Below are 25,392 nucleotides of genomic sequence, written 5' to 3'. Positions count from 1 at the left end.
CTTCGGACGGGAGAGTGACATTCCTGAATTGCTCATGGGTGACATTTTAGCTTTGCGGCTACATATACATTTCACCTATAATCATTGTTATGTTAAAAATTCAAACTGGCAACCGGCCAATGCGGTCGGAAATAGTGGTGCCCTGTTCCAAATACTGAAGTACGACTTCTTCGGTGAGTGTGCCGCGGATGGTTGATAAATACCCTCAGCCCACAAGCGCCGCCGCCAATCGTGCCGCTTCAACCGTGGAGTTCGCGCTGCACCCTGTGGGATACTCGTCCGTTCGTCAGCCGCACCAGATCGCTCACGGCCAGTTGTAGCGGCACCGGGTTTATAATGTGGACGTGGTCCGGCGGAAACACGCCCCGGAAAATACCAGCACACTTCCCGCGGCAGATCAGACGGCAGATTTGCGCACCCGCAGTCGGTTTTCGCCGGTCAGCAATTTGTAACGATGTTAGAGGGGCGGGACTGGAAGTTGTAGGGTTCTCTGGAACGTGGATGCTAATGTTAACCCAGTTCATTGGACTTGCTTTGAACAGATGAGGCCAATAACCTTAAAGTCGTCAATTCATAAACATTCAATATTCACTCATGAACAAAAAGCGCCCCCATATCATGTTCGATCGCCGATCATTGCTGCGGCTGATAACAACACTTCCATTTTGCCTAATGGCGCATGAAAGCACATTGAAAACGCAGAGCGGTTGGATTCTCAGGCCGGATGACTTTTAGTGTTCGTTTCGGATCCATCGTCAATCGCACCGATTTCCGATCCTTATGATACCTGTGTGATCGGTTCAGGGCCTGCCGGTATGACGCTTGCGATCAAGCTGGCGCAGACAGGTCAACGCATTGCTCTGATCGAAGCGGGTAGCCTTGAGTATGACGACTGGTCGCAAAGCCAGTATCAAGGCCGTGTGGTGGGCGACCGGTATTACGATCTGGACAATGCGCGCCTGCGGATGCTGGGCGGGTCGTCGAACCATTGGGCGGGCCACTGCATCCCGTTAGAGGCCGAAGACTTCCTGCCGCGCCCACATCATCCAGACACTGGCTGGCCGATCAGGATTGACGATGTCGCCCCCTATCTGGACGAGGCATGCGACATTCTGGAAGTCCCCAATGATTTTTCGGACACGCACTATACCGACACGATCCGCAAGACCCGGTTTCAGTGGAGCCCCCCGGTCCTGTTCAACGAGAAGTATCACGCCGACATCGCGCAATCATCGAACCTGACGACCTATCTGGGCAGCGCGCTAGTGGGGGTTGACCATGACGGGCGCCGCATCACATCCGCCCGCCTACAAAGGCGCGGGGGCGAGGGGTTCACCCTGCCCGCCCGCACCTTCGTCATCTGCACCGGCGGGATCGAGAACTCGCGTCTGCTTTTGTGGATCAACGCCCAGAACAACAATGCCCTGATCGCGAACCACGACCTGATCGGGCGGTGCTGGACCGAACACCCCCATGCCCAACTTGGCGAGGTGCTGTTCGAAGACCTGCCCGACGGGTTTTTCCATAATGACGAGGCGACGTTCTCGCTGTCCCGCGCCCAACAGGACGACAGCGGCATCTTCAACGCCGCGCTTCAGGTCGAGAAGTATTCCTATAGCCGCACCAAGAAGCTGGTGGCCGATATCGCCTGCGTGGCCCCCGCCCTCGGTGGGCGCCTGTTTCAAGCAATGGGAAAAAAGCTGGTCTGCGGCGCGCGTCTGCATGGGCAGTGGGAACAGGCGCCGGTCGCGCAGAACCGTGTGGCGCTGTCGCCCCTGGACCGCGACGCCTATGGCATTCCCCGGCCCCAGTTGCATTGGCAGCGCAGCGACACCGACCGCAAGACAATTGTTGAAACGGTGCGCGTGTTTGCCCAGGAACTGGCCCGCACCGGAAAGGGTCGCGTGCGGATGGCCGACTGGATCACCGAAGATCGTCCGCTTCCGGAGGACGGCATGATGGCGATCTGGCACCATATGGGCGGCACACGGATGCACGACGACCCAGCCCACGGCATCACCGATGCAGACCTGCGGGTGCATGGGCTGGAAAATCTCTATCTTGGCGGATCGTCGGTTTATCCGACCGGGGGATACGCCAACCCGACTCTGATGATCGTGCAATTGTCGCTGCGTCTGGCGGCGCATCTGACACGCGCCTGAACCCAAACCCGGATCTGCTGAATGGACACCAAGCGATGATACCTGCGGACAGTTTCGGCCCCGGCTTCTTTCGCCTTGTGCTGGCGTGTTTCGTGATGGTCAGCCATGTCTCGGCCCTGAATGTCGGCGAGCCAGCGGTGTTCGTGTTTTTCATGCTCAGCGGGTATTGGGTGTCGCTGATGTATCTGCACAAATACGCCCATCATCCTCGACCGTTGCAGGTGTTCTATCTGTCGCGCTTTCTGCGCGTCTGGCCGCCCTATGCCGCCGCAGTGGTATTAAGTATCCTGACCACCGGCATCTTGACCGGCACGGCGCCCACGCAGTTTCTGCCGGGGATTGCGCTGTTTGGCGTTGCATCCACAGGGCTGGATGCGCTGAACGTGTCATGGGCCTTGGATATCGAGATGCAGTTCTATCTGCTTCTGCCCTTCGCGCTGGTGGCCGTTCGGGGCTGGTCGCCCACGCTGTTGTTCGCGCTGTCAGTGTTGGGCGCGGTGCTGGGGTGGTGGCTGTATCTTGGTATCGGCCTGAAAACGGTGCTGTGTTACCTGCCCATGTTCGCCGCCGGAATGCTGGTGGCGATGCGTGACATCACGTTCAGCAATCGCGCCGTCACCTTGGCGACACTGGGGTTTGTCGCCGTCATCGCGGTGTTCTTCATCAATGACACGCTGCGCGCGTTTTTCATCAAAACCCGGCCCAGCCCATTCAACGAAGAATGGATGACGATGGGGCTGATGCTGTTGCTGCTGCCCTTTGTCGCGTGGAACGTGCGGCAGAAATCCGGCTGGTTGGACGCGCATTTTGGCAACCTGTCTTACACGGTCTATCTGCTGCATTTTCCGGTGATCGCAAATGTCTCGACCCTGATGGGGGGCGGTTTGACGCGAACGGAAAAGTTGATTTTACCATTGGCCGTCGCGGTCATTTCTGTTTTCTTCTACATTATCATTGATCGCCCCAGCGAAGCGTTTCGTCGGCGGGTGATGAAAAAGCAATTTGGCAAAGTGCCAGCCTAAGGCTGGCGGGTTTATTTTTGGACATGGGACAGGTGTATGAAATTTCAGGAAACCCCCCTTAAAGGTGCGTTCGTCGTCGATCTTGAGGAAATCTCGGATGATCGCGGCCATTTTGCGCGCGCTTTCTGTGCGGACAAATTCAAGACCCACGGCCTGAAGCCCGAAATCGCCCAGATCAACCTGTCCTTCAACGAAAAGAAGGGCACGATTCGCGGCCTGCATTACCAGACCCCGCCGGCTGCCGAGGCGAAGTTCCTGCGCTGCATCACCGGGGCGATCTATGACGTGATCGTTGACTTGCGCCCCGACAGCCCCACCTTTCGCGAGCATTTCGGGATCGAGTTGTCCGCGACCAACCGCACCGCGATCTATGTGCCCGAGATGTTCGCCCACGGCTATCTTGCCCTGACGGATGGCGCGCAAGCTTATTATTCGGCCAGCGAGTTCTATACCCCCGGCGTCGAAGGCGGGCTGCGCTATGATGATCCGGCCTTGGCCATCGACTGGCCTATCCCGGTCGAGGTGGTCAGCGAAAAAGACGCCTCCTGGCCGCTGATTTCGGACTAGGTTTCAATAGGCTCTATTGTGCAAGAATACGTGGTTTGATGGATACGAAGATGGCAAATGATCAGACAGTGCTGGTGACAGGCGCCACGGGGTTCATCGGGCGCGCCGCTGTGGGCAAGCTGACAGATGCGGGCTTTCAGGTGATCGGCACCTATCGCGGCGACACGCCCCCTGCCCCGCGCGATGCGGTGACATGGGTGCGCGCCGACCTGTCCGACACGGCAGATGTTGACGCGCTGATGACGCGACACAAGCCCGACCACCTGCTGGCGCTGGCGTGGTATATGGGGCCGGGCAACCAGCAATCGCCGGAAAATTTCCGCTGGCTCAGCCGCTCGGTTGATCTGCTGACCGCTTTCGCGGAGGCGGGCGGCCAACGTGTCACCTTCTGCGGCTCGTGCATGGAATATGACTGGAGCGAACCCGTCGCGCTAAACGAACACACCACCCCCCTCTGCCCCGACACGCCCTATGGCGCGGCGAAGGCGGCGCTGTTCACGGCGTTCGGCGCCCAGTGCGACACGCTGGACCTATCGGGGTCATGGGCCAGACCCTTCTTCATCTATGGCCCGGGTGAAAACCCACGCCGCTTGGCCGCCGATGTGATCATCTCTCTGCTTGAGGGGCGCGAGGCCCTTTGCACCCACGGCCAGCAGGCCCGCGATTTTCTGCATGTGGACGACGTGGCCGACGCGATGGTGCGCCTGTTGCAAAGCGATCTGACCGGTCCGGTCAATATCGGCAGCGGCGCGGCGATCCCGCTGGCCACATTGGTAAACGAGATCGGGCGTCAAACCGGTGCCTCTGACCTGATCCGCCTGGGCGCGCGTGAAGCCCGCCCCGGCGACCCGCCCCTGGTCGAGGCCGACATCACCCGTCTGCGCGACGAACTGGGCTGGACCCCGACATTTGATTTGGAAACAGGAGTGGCCGATACCATCAATTGGTGGCGGCACGAATTGAAGAAAGACAAAGCGATATGAGCGATCAGAACATTATCATCCTTGGCTCGGGCATGGCCGGCCTTGGCGCGGCCCACCATTTCCACGGTGCGGGGGTGTCCACGCGCATGTATGACAAGAACGACTATCCCGGTGGCCACACCGCGACCTTCACCCATGACAGCGGGTTCATCTTCGACGACGGCCCGCATATCTCGTTTTCGAAAGACACCCGGTTTCAAGAGCTTTTCGCCGATAACGTGGACGGCAAGTTTGAAAAACTGAACGCCTATGTGAACAATTATTATCACGGGGCATGGGTCAAACACCCCGCGCAAGCCAACCTGCACAACCTGCCGGACGAGTTGAAGACAAAGTGCCTGCTGGACTTCATCGAGGCATCGAAAAAAGATGTGGTCGAGAAACCCGCCAATTACCTCGAATGGCTGATTTCCGTCTTTGGCGAAACCTTCGCCACCCATTTCCCCGCCGTTTACGGCAAGAAATACCACACCGTCGATGCAGACCAGATGAGCACTGTCTGGATGGGCCCCCGCCTTTACCGCCCGTCGATGGAGGAGGTCATCCGCGGCGCGATCTTCGCGGAAACGCCGGATGTGCATTACATCTCGGATTTCCGTTACCCGACCGAAGGCGGCTTTATCTCGTACCTCAAGCCGTTCATGGAAAAGACCGACCTGAATCTGGATCACGAGGTCGTGGCGATCGACCCCGACGCGCGCACGGTCGAATTTGCCAATGGCGTGGTCGAAACATATGATCACCTCGTGTCGTCCATCCCCCTACCCGACCTGATCCCGATGGTCAAAGGCGCGCCTGATCATGTGCGCGAGGCGGCGGCGAAACTGGCCTGCACCACCTGCATCACGGTCAATATCGGGCTGGCACGTGACGATTTCACACCCGCGACGTGGACCTATATCTATGACGAAGATATCTGCTTCACCCGCCTCAGCTTCCCGCACAAGATGTCGCACAAGACCTGCCCGCCGGGCTGCGGGTCCATTCAGGCGGAATGCTATTATTCCCACAAATACCGTCCCGTCGACGTGACCCCGGACGAACTGATCCAACCCGTGATCGACGATCTGGTGAAAATCGGCCTGATCGAAAAGGACGAGGAAATCCTGCACACCGACGCCCGCCTGATCCCGCACGCCAACATCATCTTCGATCTTGACCGCGAAACCGCGTTGCCGATCGTCCATGAATGGTTGGACAGCGTCGATATCAACTATGTCGGGCGGTTTGGTGAATGGGGCTATCAATGGACGGACGAAGCGTTCAAATCCGGCGAACGCGGCGCCCGTCAGGTGATTGAAAAGATGTAATGCGCAACGTCGCGCCAAGACGGCGGGACTGTGCTAAACTACGCCCCGTCACCTTTTGCGCGACAAGGAATTTCAAATGTTCATTCAAGCCACCGATTTCCCGCAAGGCCATACAGAGACCGCGCGCGTTTGCGTCATCGGCTCTGGCCCGGCGGGGATGACGCTGGCGCATGATCTGGCCGAAGCGGGCGTTGATGTCCTTCTGGTCGAAGCGGGCGGGGAAGAGGTCGAGGATGCCTCGCAAGCGCTTTACCAAGGCACGGTCGTTGGGGACGAATATTTTGATCTCGAATATGCTCGCCTGCGCCATTTCGGCGGCACATCGGGTCATTGGGGCGGTATTTGTCGCCCGCTTGATCCGGCGGATTTCCAGGAAGATCCCGTGGTGCCCGGCACCGGCTGGCCGATCTCGGCAGACGCACTGACACCTTACCTGAAGCCCGCCGCCGAGGTTCTTGAGATTCCCGGCGATTTCGACGATCAGGTACTTGGTAACACGCTGCGGCGCACCGAGTTTGAACACAGCCCGCCCGTCCGGTTCGGCGAGAAGTACCGCCCTGTGGTGCAGGCCAGCGACACCCTGCGTGTCGTCCTGAACACCGCGCTGATCAACCTGACATCGGATGCAGGCCGCATTCAAAGCGCGACGGTTCAGACCGCGCAAGGCGCGCAATGGGTGATCGAGGCCGAGTATTTTGTCCTTTGCGCCGGCGGCATCGAAAACGCGCGTCTGTTGTTATGGGCGAACGAACAAAACGACCGCAAGATTATCGCCAATCACGATCTGATCGGGCGCTATTGGATGGAGCATTTCACCATGAGCGTCGCCGAGGTCATCGCCGACGCCGACGCCCTTGCCCCTGACGAAGACGGCGTGGCACGGTTTGCGCTCAGCGATGACTTTCAAAGGGATAACAGCATCCTCAACGCCTCGTTCGAGGTGAACCCGGCAGCCTACACCGGCACCCGCGCCCTGATCGCCGACCTTTTGTGCATCGCGCCCAAGCTGGGCCAACGGCTGATGGGCGACAAGAAACTGGTCTGCGGCTCACGCATCATCGCCCACTGGGAACAGGCCCCCAATGCCGACAACCGCGTGGCGCTTGGGGACGAGAAAGACGCCCTTGGCATCCCCAAGGTGGTGCTGCACTGGCAAAGGTCACCGATCGACCGCGCGACCATCGCGCGCTCGGTGCAGGGGTTGGCGCAGGCGTTTGCTGACCTCGATATCGGGCGGGTGCGCCTGTATGACTGGGTGCTTGACGACGCCCTGCCCCTGCCCACTGACGGCACCATCGCAAGCTGGCACCACATGGGCGGCACACGGATGAGCGTGGATGCGCAGACCGGCATCGTCGACGCCGACCTGAAGGTGCATAACCAGGCGAACCTTTTTGTCGGCGGCTCTTCGGTGTTTCCATCGGGCGGCTTTGCCAACCCGACCCTGACCATCGTGCAACTGTCGCTTAGGTTGGCCGATCACCTGAAAGGCAAGCTGAAGCTGCCAAACGCGGATTGAATGCTCCGCAAAAAACAAGTTGCCAGCGGCAGCTAACATGCAAATAGTTGTATTCGTGTCATCCCGCGTCGAAACCTTGAGGGATCAGTTTTGAAACGTAACAATTTCGCGTAGTATCAGACCTGTATTTACAGGAGGTCATTTTGAAAACGGTAATTTTCGCAGGGGGTAAAGGGTCGCGTCTGATCGAAGAAACCCGCGTGCGCCCCAAGCCGCTGGTCGAGGTCGCGAACCGGCCGATCCTGTGGCACATCATGCAGCATTATTCGACCTATGGGCACCACGACTTTGTTCTGGCGCTCGGCTACATGGGTGATCTGATCAAGAAATATGTCTCGGACCTGTGCCAATACAGCGGCAATCTGCGCGTTGATTTCGCCAATCGCGAGCTGTTCGGCGAACCCGAGGGCAACGGTCACGACGAAGCCCCCGTGCCGCCTTGGACCATTGACCTGATCGACACGGGCATCGACACGATGACCGGCGGGCGGCTGGCGCGGTTGCAGCCCTATCTGGGCGGCGAAACCTTCATGCTGACTTATGGTGACGGGGTTTCGAACGTCGATATTGATGCGCTTTTGGCGTTTCACAAATCGCACGGCAAGCTTGCCACCATGACGATGGTGCGCCCCCTGACCACCTTCGGCCACCTGTCGGTGGAAGAGGATGGGCAGGTCAACGGGTTCGAGGAAAAGCCCGAAACCGCCGTCGATTGGATCAATGGCGGGTTTTTCGTTCTGGAACCCGGTGTGTTTGACGCCGTGGCCGATGTGAATGGCGACGAGATCATGTGGGAAGAAGGCCCGTTGCCCAAACTGATGGAGATGGGCGAACTGATGGCATATCGCCATCCGGGCTTCTGGTATTGTATGGATCACCTGGCGGACAAACGCCGGCTTGAGGAGATGTGGAAAAATGGCAACAGACCCTGGGCAACATGGGAAAACGCGGAAGGTTCTTCTGACGGGTCATCTCGGCTACGTGGGGACGGTCACCGCCCCGGTATTGGCCGAGGCGGGAATCCAGGTGACTGGGTGCGATATAAATCTCTTTGACCGGGCCGATTTTGCACCGGGCGGTGATGTTCCCGACATTCCCAATCTGGGCAAGGACATACGCGATCTGACGGTTGATGACTTGCGGGGCTTTGATGCGGTCGTGCATCTGGCCGCGCTGTCCAATGATCCGCTGGGCCAGTTGCGCCCGGGTCTGACGCAAGCAATCAACCACGAAGGCACCGTCCATGTGGCGCGCTGCGCGAAAGAGGCGGGGGTAGAGCGTTTCGTCTTTGCCTCGTCCTGTTCGAACTATGGCAAGGCGGGCGAAGGGCTGGTGGATGAAGGCGGCAAGCTGAACCCGCAGACCGATTACGGCGTCTCCAAGGTGCTGGCCGAACGCGATCTGAAACCGCTGGCGGATGAAAAGTTCTGCCCGGTCTTCCTGCGCTTTGCCACCGCCTATGGGGTCAGCCCGCGGATGCGGTTTGACATCGTGCTGAACAACCTGATCGCGCACGCGTTCACCACCGGCAAGATCCTGATGATGTCCGACGGCACCCCGTGGCGCCCTATCATCCATGTCGAAGATATGGCCCGCGCCTTCCTGGCGGCTTTGGACGCCGATGCCGATTCGATCCGGGGCGAGGCGTTCAATGTTTGCCGCACGGAAAACAACTATCAGATCAAGGAATTGGCCGAGATCGTGGCGAACACCGTGGACGGTGCCGAGATTGATTATGCCTCGGATGCAGGGCCGGACAATCGGTCATATCGTGTCAGTTCGGCCAAGATCGAACGGTTGATCCCCGGTTTCCAGCCGGTCTGGGACGCCAAGCGTGGGGCGCAGCAACTATATGACGCGGTCAAGTCTTATGGCCTTCAGACAGAGGATTTCGAAGGGCGAAAATACAAGCGTCTAGCCCAGCTGGAGGCGCTGGTTGCCGAAGGGCGGCTGGACGATGAATTTCGGATGATCGGCTAGCGCGGTTTGATCCAGACGTGACCGGGGCGGCGTCTGCGTCGCCCCTTTTCATGCGTCCAAACCCGCTTCGACCATTTTCACCCGTTCGGCCAGCGCATCGCGGCGGGCGGCGAGCTTGGGATGGAGCGACAGTCCGGCAAGATCCAGCACCTTTTCCCAGCGGTGAAGATGGTCGTGGCGGGTCAGACACTCGGTCACATTTCGCGCGCGGATGGCGGCGCAGCGGTCTGGGTCTTCGTCCAGCGTGGAGATGATGTCGCCGATCTGCGGGCAGTCATATGGCGCGTCGATCACTGCATCTTCCCAGCCGATATGTTCGCGAAAGGCGTCGCTGTCGATCTTGTTGCCCAACACGATGGCGCCCGCCGCCAGCCCCTCAAGATACCGCAGGCCGAACTCGATCTGCGGCCCGCGTTCTACGGTGCGTTCGACCTTGGCGATATAGGAAAAGAAGTAACGCGCGCGCTTCAACTGTGCGATGTAATTGTCCCGGTGGGCGCGAAAATCTTTCATAATGGCGCGGCCCGAGATGGTTTCATAGGAATAAAACTGCCCGGTCTCGTCGGCGAACTTGATCAGCGCCTCGTGGGTGTTGGGATGGGCCACGCCGATGCTGAGCATGTCAATCGCGCGGCGTGGCGGGTTGGGACAGGGGCAAAACCGCAGCATATCCACGCCCCAAGGTATGTATGTGACCGGCACATCCAGCCGGTCGCGCAACATCTTTGCGGTTTCAACGAAGGAACAGATCACATGGTCAAAGGCGTTCAACTGATCGACAAGGGCTGGAATTTGGTCGACCCGTTTCAGCCAAAGCTCTTGTATCCAGCAAATCGCCTGCGTCGAACGCTCGCGCCAACCTTTCAGCGATGACAGGAAATTCAGGTCTTCAAGATGCGCAACGCTATAGAAAAACAGGTCGTAGTCCTGCCCCGCCGCGACCGTTTCCAAGCCCGAAGGCAACCGGTGCGCATGATGCGTTCGGCCCGACAGCGCGCGTTTTGCTTTCATAAGGGGCCGGCCACCAGGCAATACGCCCGGCTGAAACATCACCGCATCGTCAAGGCTGTCGCAAATCACGTCCTCGAATTCATATCCGTGCGACCGCGAAACGTGGTCTTCAAAGCCCCTGAGCGAAAACAACGCGACACGCGGCGCGTTTGAATCTGACTGTAATGCGCACACAAGAAATCCTCTAATTTATCCGATCCACGGTCCGCGTCTGCGATCAACCGAGGGTATGGCAAACTATATGCATATTCTCGCGCGCTATGCAGAAAAATCAAAGGAAAACAAAAAGCGTTTGGTCGTATGTCCGTGAAAAATGCACCGCTCGTATGGATTTTCCCACTTCGATCGGCCGTAGATCACGGAGGGATTGACCAAAAGGTCGGCGCGCGTCACGGTTTTCGGGACAGCATGTCTGCAACATCTGACGCGATAGACAGGCAGGATGTGAGGCCGGGGCTTTCAATGCCATGCAGAAATACATGCGGCCCCAGCCCGTGATCGTCGGGCCCGTCGATGCGAAAATCGGGGTAAGCGGTCCCCGCCAGCTTGGGGCGCACGCCGGTATAGGCGGGGATCAGGTCCGCCGTGGTGATCGCGGGCCAGTAATGACTGATAGCTTCGGCAAAGCCTGCGCGCCGGTCGGCGCTGACGGCATAGTCGATTTTTGCGGGGTCATCATGTGTCAGCCATTCCGTGTCCGGCCCGAATTTCGCCTGCCCGCCCATGTCCAGTGTCAGGTGGACGCCCAGCCCACCATCCCGCGGCACCGGGTAAATCAGAGTTGAAAACGGCGCCTTGCGCCTCAGCCGAAAATAGTTGCCTTTGACCAGCGCCAGATCGGGCGACGGCGGCAGGCCGTCGATGGAACGCATCAGGCGCGCCGACCACAACCCGGCGGCATTTACAAAGGACCGCGCGCGCAGCCGCAACGGCTCGTCCCCCTTGATATCAAGAGTTATCCGGCCATCGGGTTCAAGCGCCCCGCCCATGATTGGCGCGCGCAGGGCGGTTGTCGTGCCGTGGGCCTCGGCCTCGCCCAGCAGGGCCAGCATCAGGGCATGACTGTCGATGATCCCGGTTGACGGCGACCACAGCGCGGCCTTCACGTTCAGCTCTGATTCCATCTGCAAAGCCTCGGTCGCGGTCAGGGGGCGCAGGTCGCCGACGCCGTTTAGTGCGGCGCGGTCTGCGATGCCCGCAAGGCGCGGCACCTCGTCATCCGATGCCGCCACGATCAGCTTGCCACAGCGCCGATGCGGCACGCCCCGGTCCGCGCAATACTGATACAACAGTGCCTTGCCGCGCACGCAATGACGCGCCTTCAGCGACCCGTGATCATAGTAGATGCCCGCGTGGATGACCTCGGAATTACGGGCGCTGGTTTCTTCGCCGATATGGCCGTTTTTCTCCAGCAGCCAGACCTCGCGGCCCTGCACCGCCAGCGCACGGGCGATGGCGATGCCGATGACGCCAGCCCCCGCCACCACGCAATCAACGTCAAAAATACTCGGGGGGGTCATGGTTGCAGTCTTCTCCCTGGCAGTGGTGAAGGGTCAATTCCATGACGACACATGCCAACGACCCGGGTTTGGTGTAATGTTTCCACATTACCTTGTGATTCTGTTCACTTTATTTGAGGAATCGCATTTCATACCAGCGAACCCGACATCCGCCGCGACCTGTGTCGAAGGCACAATGGCGCAAGATGAACATTGACAGGGCGGTAATCGGTTCTCTGAAGACGGGCGTCGGCTGGCGCGCCCGACCTTCAAGGTGAGACTATGCTTAAGGCACGTGCAACTTTATTGGCGTCGGTTCTGCTTGCAGGGCTGTTTCAAATCATCCCCACGGCAGCATTGTCACAGAATGAACCATGGAGCCTGGGCGAAACAGCCCCGTCACCGGTCAACGTCAATGGCGGAGTTGCTTACCTGTCAGCGGTTCATCTGCCGCCACCGCCGCTGACGATGCGCCCCACCGTTCGGATCAGGTTTCCGACCCTGAAAAACACACCTGTCCTGGGGCCGAAGAAGGACAAGCGCGGACATTTGCTGCTGTCGCAACTGGTCGCGCAGGGCAAGGCCGCAGGCAATTACGGCGACCTTTATGACAATCGCGATCGGGGCCATTCGCGGCTGAACCTGAAGGCGCACCCGCAATTGACCGAGCTGCTGTATCACCCGGTCCTGCGCGACCAGAACATGGATCTTGGCCCAGCGGTCGGGCTGTTGTTCGACGTCCCAGTGATCGGCAACTCCTCGACTGCTTTGACCAAGGGGCCCTTTGCGCGGTCGCTGCCCCGTCTGGTGCTGACCGGGATGGCGGGCGGCGGCGTAGGGGGCGGGGCGGACGCGCTCTATCAGAACTATGTCACCGGGCAGATCCACGTCTATCCGTCGAACCGCGATTACGAGGCAGGCGGGCAGGATATGATGCCCGCCAACACGCCTTATTATATCATGTCGCAGGGTCGGTCAGGCTCGGACCGGCCGCATCTTGAGGCACTGGCGATGATCCTTGCCGCGTTCCGCCCTGCCACCAAGGCAAGGCTGATGGAAACCGGGCTTCTGGCACCCACGGTGCAGATGGTCTATCGCCGCAGCCGCGATCAGGTGGAAGGCCCTGCCGACTATCGTACAGCCGCCGCGCACCCCACGGCGTTTCCGAAACGCGGCCTGAACCTGGCGCGGATGGTGGCGCAGGCCAACGCGATCCGGCCCGATGACATCCCGCCGATGGTCCGCCTGTCAGTGCTTGAAGAGCCTGAACCCGAACCGGGGATCGAGATGTTCGGCGATGGGCTGAACGAACGACTGTACGACACCCCGTCGGCCATCGCGCGGGTCTGGAGAAGCCATCGGTTCAGCCGTGAAATGGTACTGAGTACCGCCGAAACCACCGATCCCAACGGTCGCGCTTTGACCTTTGACTGGGTGCTTCTGCGTGGCGATCGTCGCCAAGTAAAGATCGAGCCGCTGGACGACACGGGCACCGCGGCCAAGATCACGCTGGGATGGCAGGAGGCGCAGGTCATACCCGAAGTGTCAGATGCCGTTTCCACCCGCGTGGATATCGCCGTGATTGCCAATAACGGCGTCCATGACAGCGCCCCCGCGTTTCTGTCGGTGCTTCTGCCCGTCCACGAAAGACGTTTCTATGCGTTGGGGCCGAGCGGTCGGATGCGCATCATGCGACTCGTGCGTACGCCTACGGACGACTTTCGTTATGATCCTGTCCTGTATCCCAGGATCGACTGGGCGGACGATTTCACCTATGACGGTGACAACCTTGTCGGTTGGTTACGGTCGTCGTCTATCGGAGAGCAGTATTTCGATGCGACTGGGCGGGTTGACGGGCACAAACCGCTATATCCCGTGATTTCGGACCATCGCGGTTTACCTACCGTATTCCAACAAACGCGATAATCCGCCGAGATTGTTTCCTTGCGACCTACAATAACCGGAAGTTCGAGGATTGTTTTCCTGCCAACATACTGAAATGTCTTATTTACGCCACTTTCAAGCCAAACTTGCCTTAATTCTTAATGACAGCGATCCCTTGCTCATGGTATTAAACTGCAGGTGATAAATGCCTAACGAGTAATCGTGGTTTATTCAAAGTTATTAGCAATTTGGGAAGAATATGAAAAAGCTTCTTGCTTCCGTAGCCTTCGTCGGTCTAACGGCGACAGCTGCAAACGCCGCAACTGTTGTCGACCTGACGACAGGTGGCGATGCCGTGGGCCATGGCCTGCAACTTGGCAGTTTCTCATCCGGAACAGTGTCGGGAACAATTGATCCTTGGCGCGCAGGGTGGGGCAACGACTACCTGACTCAGAACTCCTACGGTATGGGCGTCAAGGGGTGGGGCGATACGAGTTGGCAACTTGATGGTTTTGTCGATGAGTCGATCACCTTTACCTTCGACCGCGCGGTTCGTCTGGTATCAGTCTCATTCTCGCACTGGGATTGGAACGACGACGCTGATGTCTATGTAAATGGTTCGATGGTCGCAAACGAGTCGCCGAACAACCCTTATTACTTCGGTAATGTTGTTGCTACTTCCTTCACCATCGGTGCCGATGGTCATTTCGACAGCTTCCGGATCAAGAGCTTCACCGTCGCACCGGTGCCGCTGCCTGCTGCAGGCTTCCTGCTTCTCGGCGGTCTGGCCGGTCTGGGTGCCCTGTCGCGCAAGCGCAAAAAAGCCGCTTGATTGTCGCGATCTGAAGTTACGAAAAGGGCCGTTCGCGCGGCCCTTTTTATTTGTCGGGCATCGCTCTCGCCCAAGTCACGCCATTTTTGTTGTTCAGTCTTGTTACCGTCACCACGGAAAAAAGATTCGTGATATACAAGTTTAGAAATGCTGGCTCCGGCCGGCCCGATAGAATTATCAGAGTATTAGACCCATGACCCATCGCAGCCTTGTTGTTGTCTTTGTGACTTGCACACTTCTTGTTCTGGGGGGCTGTCAATCCGCCGAGGAACGCGCGGAAGAGCATTACAAAGCCGCAGTCGAGCATATCGAAAACGGCGATACCGCGCGGGCCACAGTCGAATTTCGGAATGTCTTCAAGCTGAACGGAAAGCACCGCGATGCGCGTATGACATATGCCAACATGCGGCGTGACGAAGGGGAAGTTTCGGAAGCCTATGGTCAGTATTTGCGGCTTGTCGAACAGTATCCGGATGATCTTGAAGGGCGCAAGGCGCTGACCGAACTCGCGCTGAACATGGGCAACTGGGACGAGCTGCGCCGCCACGGTGAATATGCTGCCAAACTTGCACCGGACGATCCAACCGTACGCGCCGGTCTGGCTGCGCTGGCCTACCGCGATGCGGTCATTGCAGGGAACGAGGCGGCACGGCTGGATGCGCAGAAGAACGCCCTGGAACTTTTGGCCGCCGACCCTGCACAACCGGGTCTGCACCGTCTGGTCATTGATGACTATATTCGCATCAAGGATTGGTCCAATGCACTGGCGGCTGTTGATGCGGCATTGCAGCATGAGCCCGCGGCCATGGATCTTCTGAGAAAGCGACTTGGCATTCTATATGCGTCCAACGATACGCTTGCCGTGAAAGAGCAGCTGACGGACATGCTTGACGCATTCCCAGAAGACAATCAGATTCTCTCGGCCCTTGTGCAATGGCATATCGGGCATGGCAACACCGATGAGGCCGAGGCGCTGTTGCGCAGCCGCATTGACCCATCGGATGATGACCCCGAAGCGGGGGCAACACTGGTGCGCTTTCTGGTCGAATTCCGCGGCAACGACGCCGCGCGGGAGGAATTGGACAAACTGATCAATGCGGGTGGACAACATCAGGCGCTTTACCGTTCGCTGCGGGCCTCGATCATGTTTGACACCGGCGCGCAGGATCAGGCCATCGCTGAAATGCAGGCCATTCTGGACAAGGCTGAACCATCGGCGGACACCGACAACCTGAAAGTTGGACTGGCACGAATGCTCGAGATAACGGGCAATCCGGTTGGTGCTCGTGCCTTGATCGAAGAGGTTCTGGCCCGCGACTCGTCGCATACCGAGGCACTGAAACATCGCGCCCAATGGCTGATCGAAGACGACCAGACCGGCGATGCCATCGTAACGCTCCGATCAGCCATGGCGGGCAGCCCCGATGACCCTGAGATCATGACGCTCATGGCCCGCGCGCATGAACGCGACGGAAACACGGAACTGATGTCGGAAATGCTGGCCCTCGCGGTTGAAAAATCGGGCAATGGCGCGGCGGAAAGCCTGCGCTATGCCCGGCATCTTGCCAGCATCGACAAGCTGCGCCCGGCCGAGGATGCGCTGCTGGGATCCTTGCGTGTCCAACCCGGCAATGTTCAAATCCTGGCCGCGCTGGGTCAGCTTTACATCGACATGCAGGATTGGGGTCGGGCCGACCACATCGCGCGCACCTTGCGTGGAATTGAACGAGATGAAGCCACCCAGATCGCAAATACCCTGAGCGCCCGTATTCTGGCCGCACAAGACCGTGAAGCCGAATTGACGGCATTTCTGGAATCGTTAGCGTCTGCTTCAGACGCCGCCAACAGCGCCGACATCGTGATCATCCGGCGGCTATTGGAGCGTGGCAAAAAGAGCGAAGCCTTGGCAAAGGTCGATCAGTTGCTTGAAGTCACGCCGAACGCCCCGATCCTACGGTTCATCCGCGCTTCGATTCTGGCGGAAGACGGACAGGTCGAAGAGGCAAAATCCATATTCCGAGGGCTCTTGGACGAAAACGATCAACGGCCAGAGGCCTGGGTCGCACTTTATCGTTTGCTCCGCGCCACTGGCGAGCAGAGCGAGGCTCTTTCGACACTGGCGTCTGCCCGCGCCAAGTTGCCTGACAACGCCGATCTGATGTGGCTGGAGGCGAGTGAACTGGAGCGAGCGGGTGATATTGACGGTGCCATCGCCGTTTATGAAACGCTGTATGATGCAAACAGTGGCAATCCGATCATCGCCAACAACCTTGCCAGCCTGCTGGCCGATCACCGCGCCGATACCGAAAGTCTTGAGCGTGCATTCGTTGTCGCGCGACGGCTGCGCGGAACGGATGTCGCTCCGTTCCAGGATACTTATGGCTGGATCGCTTTTCGCCTGCAAAACTATGACGAGGCGTTGGCCCATCTGGAACCTGCAGCCGCGGGGATGAGCGATAATGCGACGGTTCAGTTTCATCTTGCGATGGCCTACGCGGCCGTGGGACGCACGGATGATGCACTGGCGCAATTCGCCAAAACCCGCGGGATGCTGGACCCTGGCACCCAATCCGACCTGTTATCTAAGATCGACGCCGAAGTCGCCCGTTTGAAAAATCCAACCCCTGCTGGGGACACGGAAAACAGCACGCAATGAGCCTGAACTGATGTCCATAGCCAGTGACAAACCGCATAAGCCGCAGCTGTCCTTGCCGGACCTGAACGTCATGGGCGTTTTCTGGTTCGTGGCGTTGATGGTGAGTGCCGTGCCGGTTTTCTGGATCGGTCTGAAATCACTGGCTGCGGCGTGGTCGACACCCGAATACAGCCACGGTCCGCTGATTCCGATCATCTCACTCTATCTTTTTCTACGCGAGTTGCGGCAAGCACCGCTGCCCAAGCTGACCATACACGACCGATGGCCGGGTATTGTGGTGATCATCGTGGCGCTGGTTATCGCCATGCTTGGCAACCTGACGCGCATCCCGGATATCGTTACTTACGCGATGATCATCTGGGTCGGTGGCGTGGTGCTTGTGGTGTTTGGATGGGCGCGCGGGCGTAAGCACCAGTTGCCGGTGGTGCACCTTGTGTTCATGCTGCCTTTGCCGCAGTTCATCTATTGGAAGCTGACAATCCTGCTTCAATCCTGGTCATCCGAACTGGGCGTGTGGTTTGTCAGCATGGCCGGGGTTTCAGTCTTTCTGGAAGGCAACATCATCGACCTAGGCGTCTATAAACTTCAGGTCGCAGAAGCCTGCTCGGGTTTGCGTTACCTGTTCCCGATCCTCAGCTTTTCCTATCTGTTCGCGATCCTGTATCGCGGCCCGTTCTGGCACAAAATCGTTTTGCTGCTGTCAGCCGCGCCACTCACTGTCCTGATGAACTCTGTCAGGATCGGCGTGATCGGTGTTCTGGTTGATCGTTACGGCATCGAACAGGCCGAAGGTTTCATGCATTTCTTCGAAGGCTGGGTGATCTTCGTGATTTGTATTCTGATCCTGTTTGCAATGGCGATCATCCTGCAACGCCTGACCCGCGACCCCAAACCGCTGAGCGAGGCAATCGACCTTGATACTCAGGGTCTTGCCACCGTGGCCGGACGTATTGTCGGCATACGCCCGTCCAAGGCGATGGTGGTGGCCACGGCGCTGACGCTTGCGGTTTCAGTGGGATGGATCATCGGTTTGCAACGCGCCGATGCCGCAAAGGTTGATCGGGAACCTTTCACGCTGTTCCCCCGGCAGATCGGCGAATGGTCCGGCACAACCGAAAGACTGGACTCCGACATTGAGCGGGTTCTGGGCGCCACCGACTATCTGAACGCGACCTATTCTGCCGCCGGCACACCCGACCACATCAACATTTTCGTCGCTTTTTACGAAAAGCAGACCGAAGGCAGCGGCATCCATTCACCGGAAGTTTGCCTGCCCGTCGGCGGGTGGGAAGTGTTCAGCCTCGAACCCGTTCAGGTCAACCCCAACGTGCCCACCTATGGCAGCTTCAACGTGAACCGCTCGGTCATACAGAAGGGGCTGAACAAGCAACTTGTGTATTATTGGTTTGAACAACGCGGCAAACGACAGACCAACGATTTCACGGCCAAGATGGGCGTCGTCTATGACAGCCTGACCATGGGTCGCACCGATGGCGCGCTGGTACGCTATGTCACTCCGATCCGTCCGGACGAAAGCGAGGCGGACGCCGACGCGCGCCTGATTGATTTCATGTCCCAAAGCCTGCCAAGACTGCCTCGATTCGTGCCGCTGTAATCCGTTGCAATTGTTTAGGATCCTGCGAGCCTATGCCGAAGCTTTCAATTATCGTCGTCAGTTATAATACGCGGGCCGAGACATTGGCCTGCCTCAAGTCGATCAAGGAACAGACGACCGTTCCTTATCAACTGATCGTTGTCGACAATGCGTCTTCGGACGGGTCCGCCGAGGCAATTGCCGCCGCTTGCCCCGACTGTTTGCTGATGGCCGAAAGCGAAAACCATGGGTTTGCAAAGGCCAACAACCTCGCAGCCAGGCGGGCAACGGGCGAATATCTTTTGCTGCTCAATCCCGACACGGTGGTTCTGGACGGGGCGATCGACACGTTGGTGGCGTTTGCCGACAGTCAGCCGAATGCGCGCATCTGGGGCGGGCGGACACTTTATGCGGACAAGACGTTGAACCCATCATCCTGTTGGCGGGAATTCACGCTCTGGAGCGTGGTGTGCCGGACCACGGGACTGACCGGAATCTTTCCCCGCAGCGCGCTGTTCAACGCCGAGGCCTATGGTGGGTGGAACCGAGACACGGTACGACAGGTCGACATTGTCAGCGGCTGTTTTTTTCTGATCAAGACCGCAGATTGGCAAGCACTTGGCGGGTTTGATCTGACCTTTTTCATGTATGGGGAAGAGGCCGACCTGTGCCGCCGCGCGCGCAGCAAACTGGGAGCCGCCCCAATGGTGACGCCCGAGGCCACGATCATTCATTACGGCGGTGTGTCTGAAACCGTGCGGGCAGATCGTCAGGTGAAGGTGCTGCGTGCCAAGGGCGAGTTGATGAAGCGCTATTTTCCCAAATGGCAGCAACCCATGGCACGGTTTCTGTTCGCAGCCTATCCGCTGTCGCGGTCCCTTGCCGGCAAGGTTCGCGCACGGCGCGGGCAGGGAGAAACGCATGAGGTCTGGCACGAGGTCTGGCAGCGCCGTGCGGAATGGGTGAACGGGTTTCAAATCTCTGACTAGCGCGGCAGAGCGGGGGTGCTCGAAAAATCGACCCACTGCAGGTTTATCGAAAACGTCCCAAGTAGTGTGACGTCCTCACCCCCCAGATTGGTGGTCAACTGGATACCCCAATGCTCCAAGGTCAGTCCCGATAAGATCAGATGTTCGACGATTGCTATCTTTGAAATAGTCACCGACATGATTCTCAATCGTTTGTTTCATCTGGCGTCGGTTCCGTTCATACAACGACGCGGGCGTCAGCGGGTTCAGCGCGAGGTTCACTCCATAACCCGCCTTGCGCAATAAACTGTCGCGGTCTCGGGTCATATAGCGACTAATGCCAAATCGGTTGGTGAACCGCAAAAACACGTAATCGCTTTTTCTGGCCTGCCGCTGCTTGCTTTGCATACGCTTCACCGCGCCTTCTTGAAACGGTTGGCCGACAAGATCATAGATACGCTCCAGAAAGGCGCTGCTGCCAAGTTGCTCCAGCGGCAGAACCAGCACATTTTCCTTACCGAAATGATCGAACATATGTGAAATCAATCGGTCATACAGAAACAGATCCAACGGGCATGTACAGCCAAAACCGGGTGTTCGACGTTCGTCGATACCCAGAAACCGATCAAGTTTGGTGGTGAACCCGCGGCGCAAATGCTCCAGATAAGCTGAAAGGATTATGGATTTCTGCTCTCTGATGATCAACAGCACCTTTGCACCCGGGAAAAGTGTCGACATACGCCGGACACCCTCGCGCCGGTCGACCTGCCCCCCCATCGGGTCAACCAACAAGTGTTCAAATGACAAGACAGGGGCCAGATTCCGTTGGCGCGCTTCTATTAACTTCTGGTCATAGGAAGCACGAAGTTCATCCACGGTTTCGTCAAATATGAAGGTATCCGTCACCCGGACATGTTCGATCAGGATTGGGGCCTGTTGGCCCCATGGGCTGCAAAAACCCGACTCGGCGCTTGTAAACAGCCGCCTTTGCAGCGATGTTGACCCGGCTTTCGGATATCCGACATGCAAAAGAAGATCAGAGTAGTCGGTAACGGTCATTCTTGGCCTCGCGCGTTGTTCTGTGGCAGGTGGGCGTTCGTCAACCTTTCACCGCGAGAACTTCTGAATACAGGTTGACCAAGATATCAGCTTTCGCGGGCCAAGTAGCTTCTTGCGCCAGATATTCACGCGCCTTCTTGCCCATCTGCTTCCTTGTTGCAGGATCATCTACAAGTGTCATGATCGCACCGGCAAGGTCATGCGCCAGTTGTTCGGGTGTGTCCACCGGCACCTTTATGCCGAAATCATCGCTTACAATCCAATCCGGTCCGCCCCGCGCTACGGTAATCACTGGTAGACCCCAGTTCATCGCCTCGAAGATCACACCGCCCATAGATTCCCGGAAACTGGGAAACAGCAAGACATCGCTGTTGCGATAGTATTCCTCGACCCGTTCGCGTGGTTGAAAACCTTCGAAGCGGATTCGATCGGCAACGCCCAGCTTCGCAGCTTCGGCCTTGCAAGCTTCGAGATCTTCGCCGTCTCCGATGCTCGTCAAGGTGATATCCTTGTCCTTGGGCAACAGGGCCATTGCGCGAATTGCATCGCGCAAGCCCTTTGTTCGCACCGCGCGTCCGACGTGAAGAAGCTTCAATTGGCCCGGGATACCTGTCCGTTCGGTTTCGGGTGCCAATTTTCTGATCCCCTGCCGCATGAACGTTTCAAACCGCGCGATCTCCAGATCAGCCAGAATATCTTTCATATAGGGTGCCACACCCAGAACAACGCGAGCCTTCGCATAGCTTGCGCGCAACCAAGGATCATGCCTGAACCGAAACTGATCCAGAAACCGAAGCCGGGCGAACCAGCTTTCTGAATTCACTTCGCTGCGAAACGCCTCCGGCGTGCTGAGGCTTCCGCCAACGGACCCGATGATATATGGCATGTCCGTCTTCCGCAAAACGGTCGGATACCTGGCGCCGGCAGGCAACATTTGGTGCGCCAAATCGAACCTTCGACCTGTGCTGCGAAGCCATTTCAACACCATACGGTTGAAAACGAAAACCTCGGGCTTCAGCATCGCTGCCAGCCTGTTGCGCCGCTTGACCCAAGCGGGTGGGTCGAAAGTGATGACCTCACAATCGGGAAGCTGTTTCGCCAGAGGTGTCCCCTGACCGTTCTCGAATGCCAGCACAGTCAGAGGAATTTTCCGGGATAGTGCTTCGACCAGTTGGAATGACTTGCGAACCTCTCCCAGCCCCTCACCATTAAGTCTTGGGGCGGTTATTAGAACGTGCATTCGTGACATCTCCGAATTTCAAACCTGCTGCCCGACGCGATTTTCTGTGGTCGGTTTCAATACTTTGGTCCGAGTTGCTGGATTGGGACAGACCGCCGCTGATCATCCAGATGCTCGATCCGATCAAAAACATGATAAAAGAAAATACTCCATTCCAATAGTGCACCGTCCCTGCCGCAAGGGCAACACCACCGAATGTCGTCAAAAAGGCAGCCCGAGCCGCACGGTCTGCCGGATCAGGCATCTGTGCCCTGCTCATGCGCCAGATCAGCAGAACCAATGCTCCGGTCACAAGAATGAAGAAGGGTATTCCATAGCGCAGGGCTATCAAAAGCCAGAAATTATCAACACTTGCGCTCATCCAACGGGGTCGAACCCAGTCGTTCAGCCCCAACCCGAACAACGGATTGTCCCAGATGTTCTGCGTCCCGTAATGCCAGATCAGAATGCGGTTGTATGAGCTTTGCATACTGAAGGTCGCATACCGAACCAAAACGTGAAACGGAGACGCGGTCGTGAACAGGTCAATCAACACATAAACTGCGGCCGCACCCCAACCGAAGATTGCCCATCTACGTTTGTATGATTTCAGCACCCACTCCCAGGCGATAAACACGGTTTGCATGGCGAACGCCATAAGCGCACCAGAAGATAGCGACAACATAGTCGAAAGCCCGATGACAAAGGTTCCGAAGAGGCGCCGCATGGCCGATCGGTTGTAAGCATAGGAATACCAGACGAGTCCCAATCCCGCTGAAACAAACGAACCAAACAAAATAGGATGCTCGAAAGCAGTCTGCGCCCGCCTCAAGCCCATTCGTGTACCGATATCAACCGCTACCCCGTTTTGCCCAATCAGTTGCAGAAGAACCGGACGATGCAGCAGGCCTTCCAAAAGAGCGAATGGAAGTAAGACCAGAACAATCATAAAAAAGATTCGGACCATTCGATGAAAGTCTTCCGCCGACCTGATTGTGATCCGCCCCAGCAGATAGGCGCCTAGAAACTCGATCGTGTGTGCACCTGCGGGCTCGATGATAACACCCAGAGGATGGTTGGCCAGCAAAGACACGACAGCCCAGATCGCCGCCCCGAAGAAGCACCAGTCTACGAACGCGACCGGTCCGGCCTTACCTCGCAGAAGCGCAATCAGCAGGGGAATAAACAGCAACAAAAGCCACAACCGATAGGGAAACAGAAGCAACGGACCCAACCGTATCCGCATCGGCAGCAGCAGGCTGATCAGAAACACAGTGCCCAGAAACACCGGAAATCCTTGTTTTGCCACCGCAATAACTTTTCGCGAATCCCAATTAGCCTCATCATCCCCAGGCGCATCCTGGAAGGGCTTTGTAGGCGCCTGATCAGTTTCCTTCGGAAACTCGCGTCGGTAGCTTAGCTTCTGATTACGGCGATAGTTCAAGTTTTGGGCCTTTTTGATGCCCGTTTTCAAGTCTTGCGCGCGCCCCTCGAAAACAGACCGATTTCTGACTTTGTTTGATGTCAAAACAATTTGAGACTATTTGTCATACATTCCAATCGCATCGAATGCGAAATTCGAAGCATTTTGTGACATATTGGTCTTATATGGAACCGTTGAATTGACGCGTTGCGATCAGCATTGCCCTTTTCGGGTATCGAACGCATGTTTTTTGCGCCTGTGATGAACACGACTGGATTTTTGAAAGAACCCAATATGAATTCGCAAGCGCGTGACGAACTCGAGAAGCGTTCAAAAACCATTGCTCGTGTGGCGCAGGGAAGTCTGTGTTCCGGATGTGGCGCGTGCGCTGCGGTAGCGCCAGACAAAATTAAGATGGTGTTGCAGGATCCTGGGTTTCTGCGTCCACAGCTCAGCGACGGTCTTTCTGACGAAGAAGATGAAACTATTGCCCGAATTTGCCCTGGTATGGGGCAGAGCGTTGAGGCTAATGGCCGGGCCGATGATGTGATCTGGGGGCCTTACCTGCATATGCACACAGGTCACGCGATTGACCCACAATTGCGCTTCGCTGGATCATCGGGAGGTGCGTTATCGGCCGTTATCCTGCACCTTCTTGACAGCGGTCAGATTGATCACGTCCTTCAAACTGGACCAAGCGAAACACTTCCAACAGCAAACAAAACGTTCCTGAGCGATACGCGGGAAGAGATCTTGTCCGCGGCCGGATCACGCTACGCCCCTTCCGCACCACTGGCCGAACTGGACCTCCACCTGGCGACTGGTAAAAAATTCGCACTGGTTGGGAAACCGTGCGACATCGCAGCATTGCGTGCATTGGCGAAATTTGATCCGCGGATTGATGCGCAAATTCCATTCATGCTGTCATTCTTCTGTGCCGGTGTGCCATCCCTGACTGGAAGCGGGAAGGTATTGGATGCACTCGGCGCTCGGGTCGAAGAGGTGCGGGCATTCAGGTATCGCGGCAACGGCTGGCCGGGCAAAGCCACCGCAATCTTGCATGATGGTGAAACCCACTCCATGAGCTATCACGAATCGTGGGGTGGTATCCTTTCTTCACATGTCCAGCACAGATGCAAAATCTGCGCCGATGGCAGCGGGACAGCTGCCGACCTCGTTTGCGCAGATGCATGGACATGTGATGCCGATGGCTATCCCTTGTTTGAAGAACAGGATGGTATCAGTTTGATTGTCACTCGGACGAAGGTCGGTGAAAGCGTACTGCAAGGTGCGGTCGACGCTGGAGTTCTGGCCATTGATCACTTTAACAACGATCAGCTTGCGACAATGCAGCCGGGCCAAACAAATCGTCGTCGCGCGCTTTTGGCACGACTGGCGGGTCTTTGGATTTTACGCAAGCCGATCCCTCATTATCGCGGTCTGCATCTTCTGAAGATGGCTCGGCAAAACACCTTCGCCCGAAACTCTCGAAACTTTTTGGGGATGCTGCGACGGGGATTTACCGGTCGCATATAATCTCCGGCCATAGATCGGTATGCTGATAGTACGCGTCGCTGGACTGTGAATTGAAAGCGGATACCAAACAAGCACGTGGATTGATGCCGCGCTCCGGTCTCGGATCAGTGGCATATGGAGCATGAGGCGCTTGACGCCCAGACAAAAAACCGGCGACCTCAGGGTCGC

At 57.5% G+C, this 25,392-nt stretch carries 21 protein-coding genes; 15 read left to right on the top strand and 6 right to left on the bottom strand.

What is annotated here, in order from left to right:
• Nucleotides 1-196 (top strand): hypothetical protein (locus tag IE188_RS16790; protein ID WP_229836900.1); only part of this gene is annotated, 196 nt, incomplete at its 5' end.
• Nucleotides 197-239: 43 nt separating this feature from the next.
• Here IE188_RS16790 and IE188_RS16900 read toward each other — a convergent pair.
• Nucleotides 240-524: a transposase gene (locus IE188_RS16900; protein WP_191287335.1), complete on the bottom strand. Its 285-nt coding sequence runs from the start codon at nucleotides 522-524 to the stop codon at nucleotides 240-242.
• Between the two features lie 210 nt (nucleotides 525-734).
• Between IE188_RS16900 and IE188_RS15035 the strand changes: the two genes are divergently transcribed.
• The 8 genes from IE188_RS15035 to IE188_RS15000 all read left to right on the top strand — a co-directional run bounded on the left by IE188_RS15035 (nucleotide 735) and on the right by IE188_RS15000 (nucleotide 9,543).
• Nucleotides 735-2,162 carry a GMC oxidoreductase gene (locus IE188_RS15035; protein WP_308442464.1) on the top strand — a complete coding sequence of 476 codons (1,428 nt, stop codon included), beginning with the start codon at nucleotides 735-737 and terminating at the stop codon, nucleotides 2,160-2,162.
• A 35-nt stretch (nucleotides 2,163-2,197) separates the two neighbouring features.
• The gene (locus tag IE188_RS15030; protein ID WP_191287333.1) at nucleotides 2,198-3,184 is read left to right on the top strand and encodes an acyltransferase family protein; all 987 of its coding nucleotides are present in this window, start codon (nucleotides 2,198-2,200) and stop codon (nucleotides 3,182-3,184) included.
• A 36-nt stretch (nucleotides 3,185-3,220) separates the two neighbouring features.
• A complete protein-coding gene (gene rfbC, locus IE188_RS15025) occupies nucleotides 3,221-3,751 on the top strand; it encodes a dTDP-4-dehydrorhamnose 3,5-epimerase (RefSeq protein ID WP_191287332.1) in 531 nt (176 codons plus the stop codon).
• Between the two features lie 50 nt (nucleotides 3,752-3,801).
• Nucleotides 3,802-4,734 (top strand): NAD-dependent epimerase/dehydratase family protein, encoded by a 933-nt coding sequence (locus tag IE188_RS15020; RefSeq protein ID WP_191287331.1) that lies wholly within the window; start codon nucleotides 3,802-3,804, stop codon nucleotides 4,732-4,734.
• A complete protein-coding gene (locus IE188_RS15015) occupies nucleotides 4,731-6,044 on the top strand; it encodes a protoporphyrinogen/coproporphyrinogen oxidase (RefSeq protein WP_191287330.1) in 1,314 nt (437 codons plus the stop codon). The genes IE188_RS15020 and IE188_RS15015 overlap by 4 nt, the downstream gene beginning before the upstream one ends.
• A 76-nt stretch (nucleotides 6,045-6,120) precedes the next feature.
• The gene (locus tag IE188_RS15010; protein WP_191287329.1) at nucleotides 6,121-7,563 is read left to right on the top strand and encodes a GMC oxidoreductase; all 1,443 of its coding nucleotides are present in this window, start codon (nucleotides 6,121-6,123) and stop codon (nucleotides 7,561-7,563) included.
• Between the two features lie 143 nt (nucleotides 7,564-7,706).
• Entirely contained in the window at nucleotides 7,707-8,618 is a 912-nt protein-coding gene (locus IE188_RS15005) for a glucose-1-phosphate cytidylyltransferase (protein ID WP_229836897.1), read from the top strand.
• Nucleotides 8,545-9,543 (top strand): NAD-dependent epimerase/dehydratase family protein, encoded by a 999-nt coding sequence (locus IE188_RS15000; RefSeq protein ID WP_229836902.1) that lies wholly within the window; start codon nucleotides 8,545-8,547, stop codon nucleotides 9,541-9,543. Before IE188_RS15005 ends, IE188_RS15000 begins: the two co-directional genes overlap by 74 nt.
• Nucleotides 9,544-9,591: 48 nt before the next feature.
• Here the strand turns inward: IE188_RS15000 and IE188_RS14995 are convergent, their stop codons facing one another.
• A complete protein-coding gene (locus IE188_RS14995; RefSeq protein WP_191287327.1) occupies nucleotides 9,592-10,554 on the bottom strand; it encodes a glycosyltransferase in 963 nt (320 codons plus the stop codon).
• Nucleotides 10,555-10,943: 389 nt separating this feature from the next.
• On the bottom strand, nucleotides 10,944-12,074 hold the full coding sequence (locus tag IE188_RS14990; RefSeq protein WP_191287326.1) for an NAD(P)/FAD-dependent oxidoreductase: 1,131 nt from the start codon (nucleotides 12,072-12,074) through the stop codon (nucleotides 10,944-10,946).
• A gap of 261 nt (nucleotides 12,075-12,335) precedes the next feature.
• Here IE188_RS14990 and IE188_RS14985 point away from each other — a divergent pair, with 261 nt between their 5' ends.
• The 5 genes from IE188_RS14985 to IE188_RS14965 all read left to right on the top strand — a co-directional run bounded on the left by IE188_RS14985 (nucleotide 12,336) and on the right by IE188_RS14965 (nucleotide 20,008).
• A complete protein-coding gene (locus IE188_RS14985; protein ID WP_191287325.1) occupies nucleotides 12,336-13,979 on the top strand; it encodes a hypothetical protein in 1,644 nt (547 codons plus the stop codon).
• A gap of 217 nt (nucleotides 13,980-14,196) precedes the next feature.
• Nucleotides 14,197-14,769, top strand: coding sequence for a VPLPA-CTERM sorting domain-containing protein (locus tag IE188_RS14980; RefSeq protein ID WP_191287324.1), 573 nt, complete (start codon nucleotides 14,197-14,199; stop codon nucleotides 14,767-14,769).
• Nucleotides 14,770-14,962: 193 nt separating this feature from the next.
• Nucleotides 14,963-17,425, top strand: coding sequence for a tetratricopeptide repeat protein (locus IE188_RS14975; protein ID WP_191287323.1), 2,463 nt, complete (start codon nucleotides 14,963-14,965; stop codon nucleotides 17,423-17,425).
• A 10-nt stretch (nucleotides 17,426-17,435) separates the two neighbouring features.
• A complete protein-coding gene (gene xrtD / locus IE188_RS14970; protein ID WP_191287322.1) occupies nucleotides 17,436-19,040 on the top strand; it encodes a VPLPA-CTERM-specific exosortase XrtD in 1,605 nt (534 codons plus the stop codon).
• Nucleotides 19,041-19,072: 32 nt separating this feature from the next.
• Nucleotides 19,073-20,008 carry a glycosyltransferase family 2 protein gene (locus tag IE188_RS14965; RefSeq protein WP_191287321.1) on the top strand — a complete coding sequence of 312 codons (936 nt, stop codon included), beginning with the start codon at nucleotides 19,073-19,075 and terminating at the stop codon, nucleotides 20,006-20,008.
• A 75-nt stretch (nucleotides 20,009-20,083) separates the two neighbouring features.
• Here IE188_RS14965 and IE188_RS14960 read toward each other — a convergent pair whose 3' ends face one another.
• From IE188_RS14960 to IE188_RS14950, 3 genes are read right to left on the bottom strand one after another with little or no spacing between them, the layout of a single operon-like run.
• Nucleotides 20,084-21,046 (bottom strand): sulfotransferase family protein, encoded by a 963-nt coding sequence (locus IE188_RS14960; RefSeq protein WP_191287320.1) that lies wholly within the window; start codon nucleotides 21,044-21,046, stop codon nucleotides 20,084-20,086.
• 40 nt (nucleotides 21,047-21,086) lie between these two features.
• Nucleotides 21,087-22,286, bottom strand: coding sequence for a glycosyltransferase family 4 protein (locus IE188_RS14955; protein ID WP_191287319.1), 1,200 nt, complete (start codon nucleotides 22,284-22,286; stop codon nucleotides 21,087-21,089).
• Nucleotides 22,255-23,739, bottom strand: coding sequence for an O-antigen ligase family protein (locus IE188_RS14950; RefSeq protein ID WP_191287318.1), 1,485 nt, complete (start codon nucleotides 23,737-23,739; stop codon nucleotides 22,255-22,257). Before IE188_RS14950 ends, IE188_RS14955 begins: the two co-directional genes overlap by 32 nt.
• Before the next feature lie 192 nt (nucleotides 23,740-23,931).
• On the opposite strand from IE188_RS14950, the gene IE188_RS14945 reads away from it, so the two are divergent.
• Complete coding sequence (locus IE188_RS14945) at nucleotides 23,932-25,224, top strand: Coenzyme F420 hydrogenase/dehydrogenase, beta subunit C-terminal domain (protein ID WP_229836894.1); 1,293 nt, start codon at nucleotides 23,932-23,934, stop codon at nucleotides 25,222-25,224.
• Nucleotides 25,225-25,392: the final 168 nt, after the last annotated feature.

It is taken from the genome of Aliiroseovarius zhejiangensis (genome assembly GCF_014656375.1).
In the GTDB taxonomy this organism is placed as follows: Bacteria; Pseudomonadota; Alphaproteobacteria; order Rhodobacterales; family Rhodobacteraceae; genus Aliiroseovarius; species Aliiroseovarius zhejiangensis.
The sequence above is the reverse complement of the archived record's forward strand: the minus strand, read 5'-3'. Positions and strand labels throughout refer to the sequence as shown.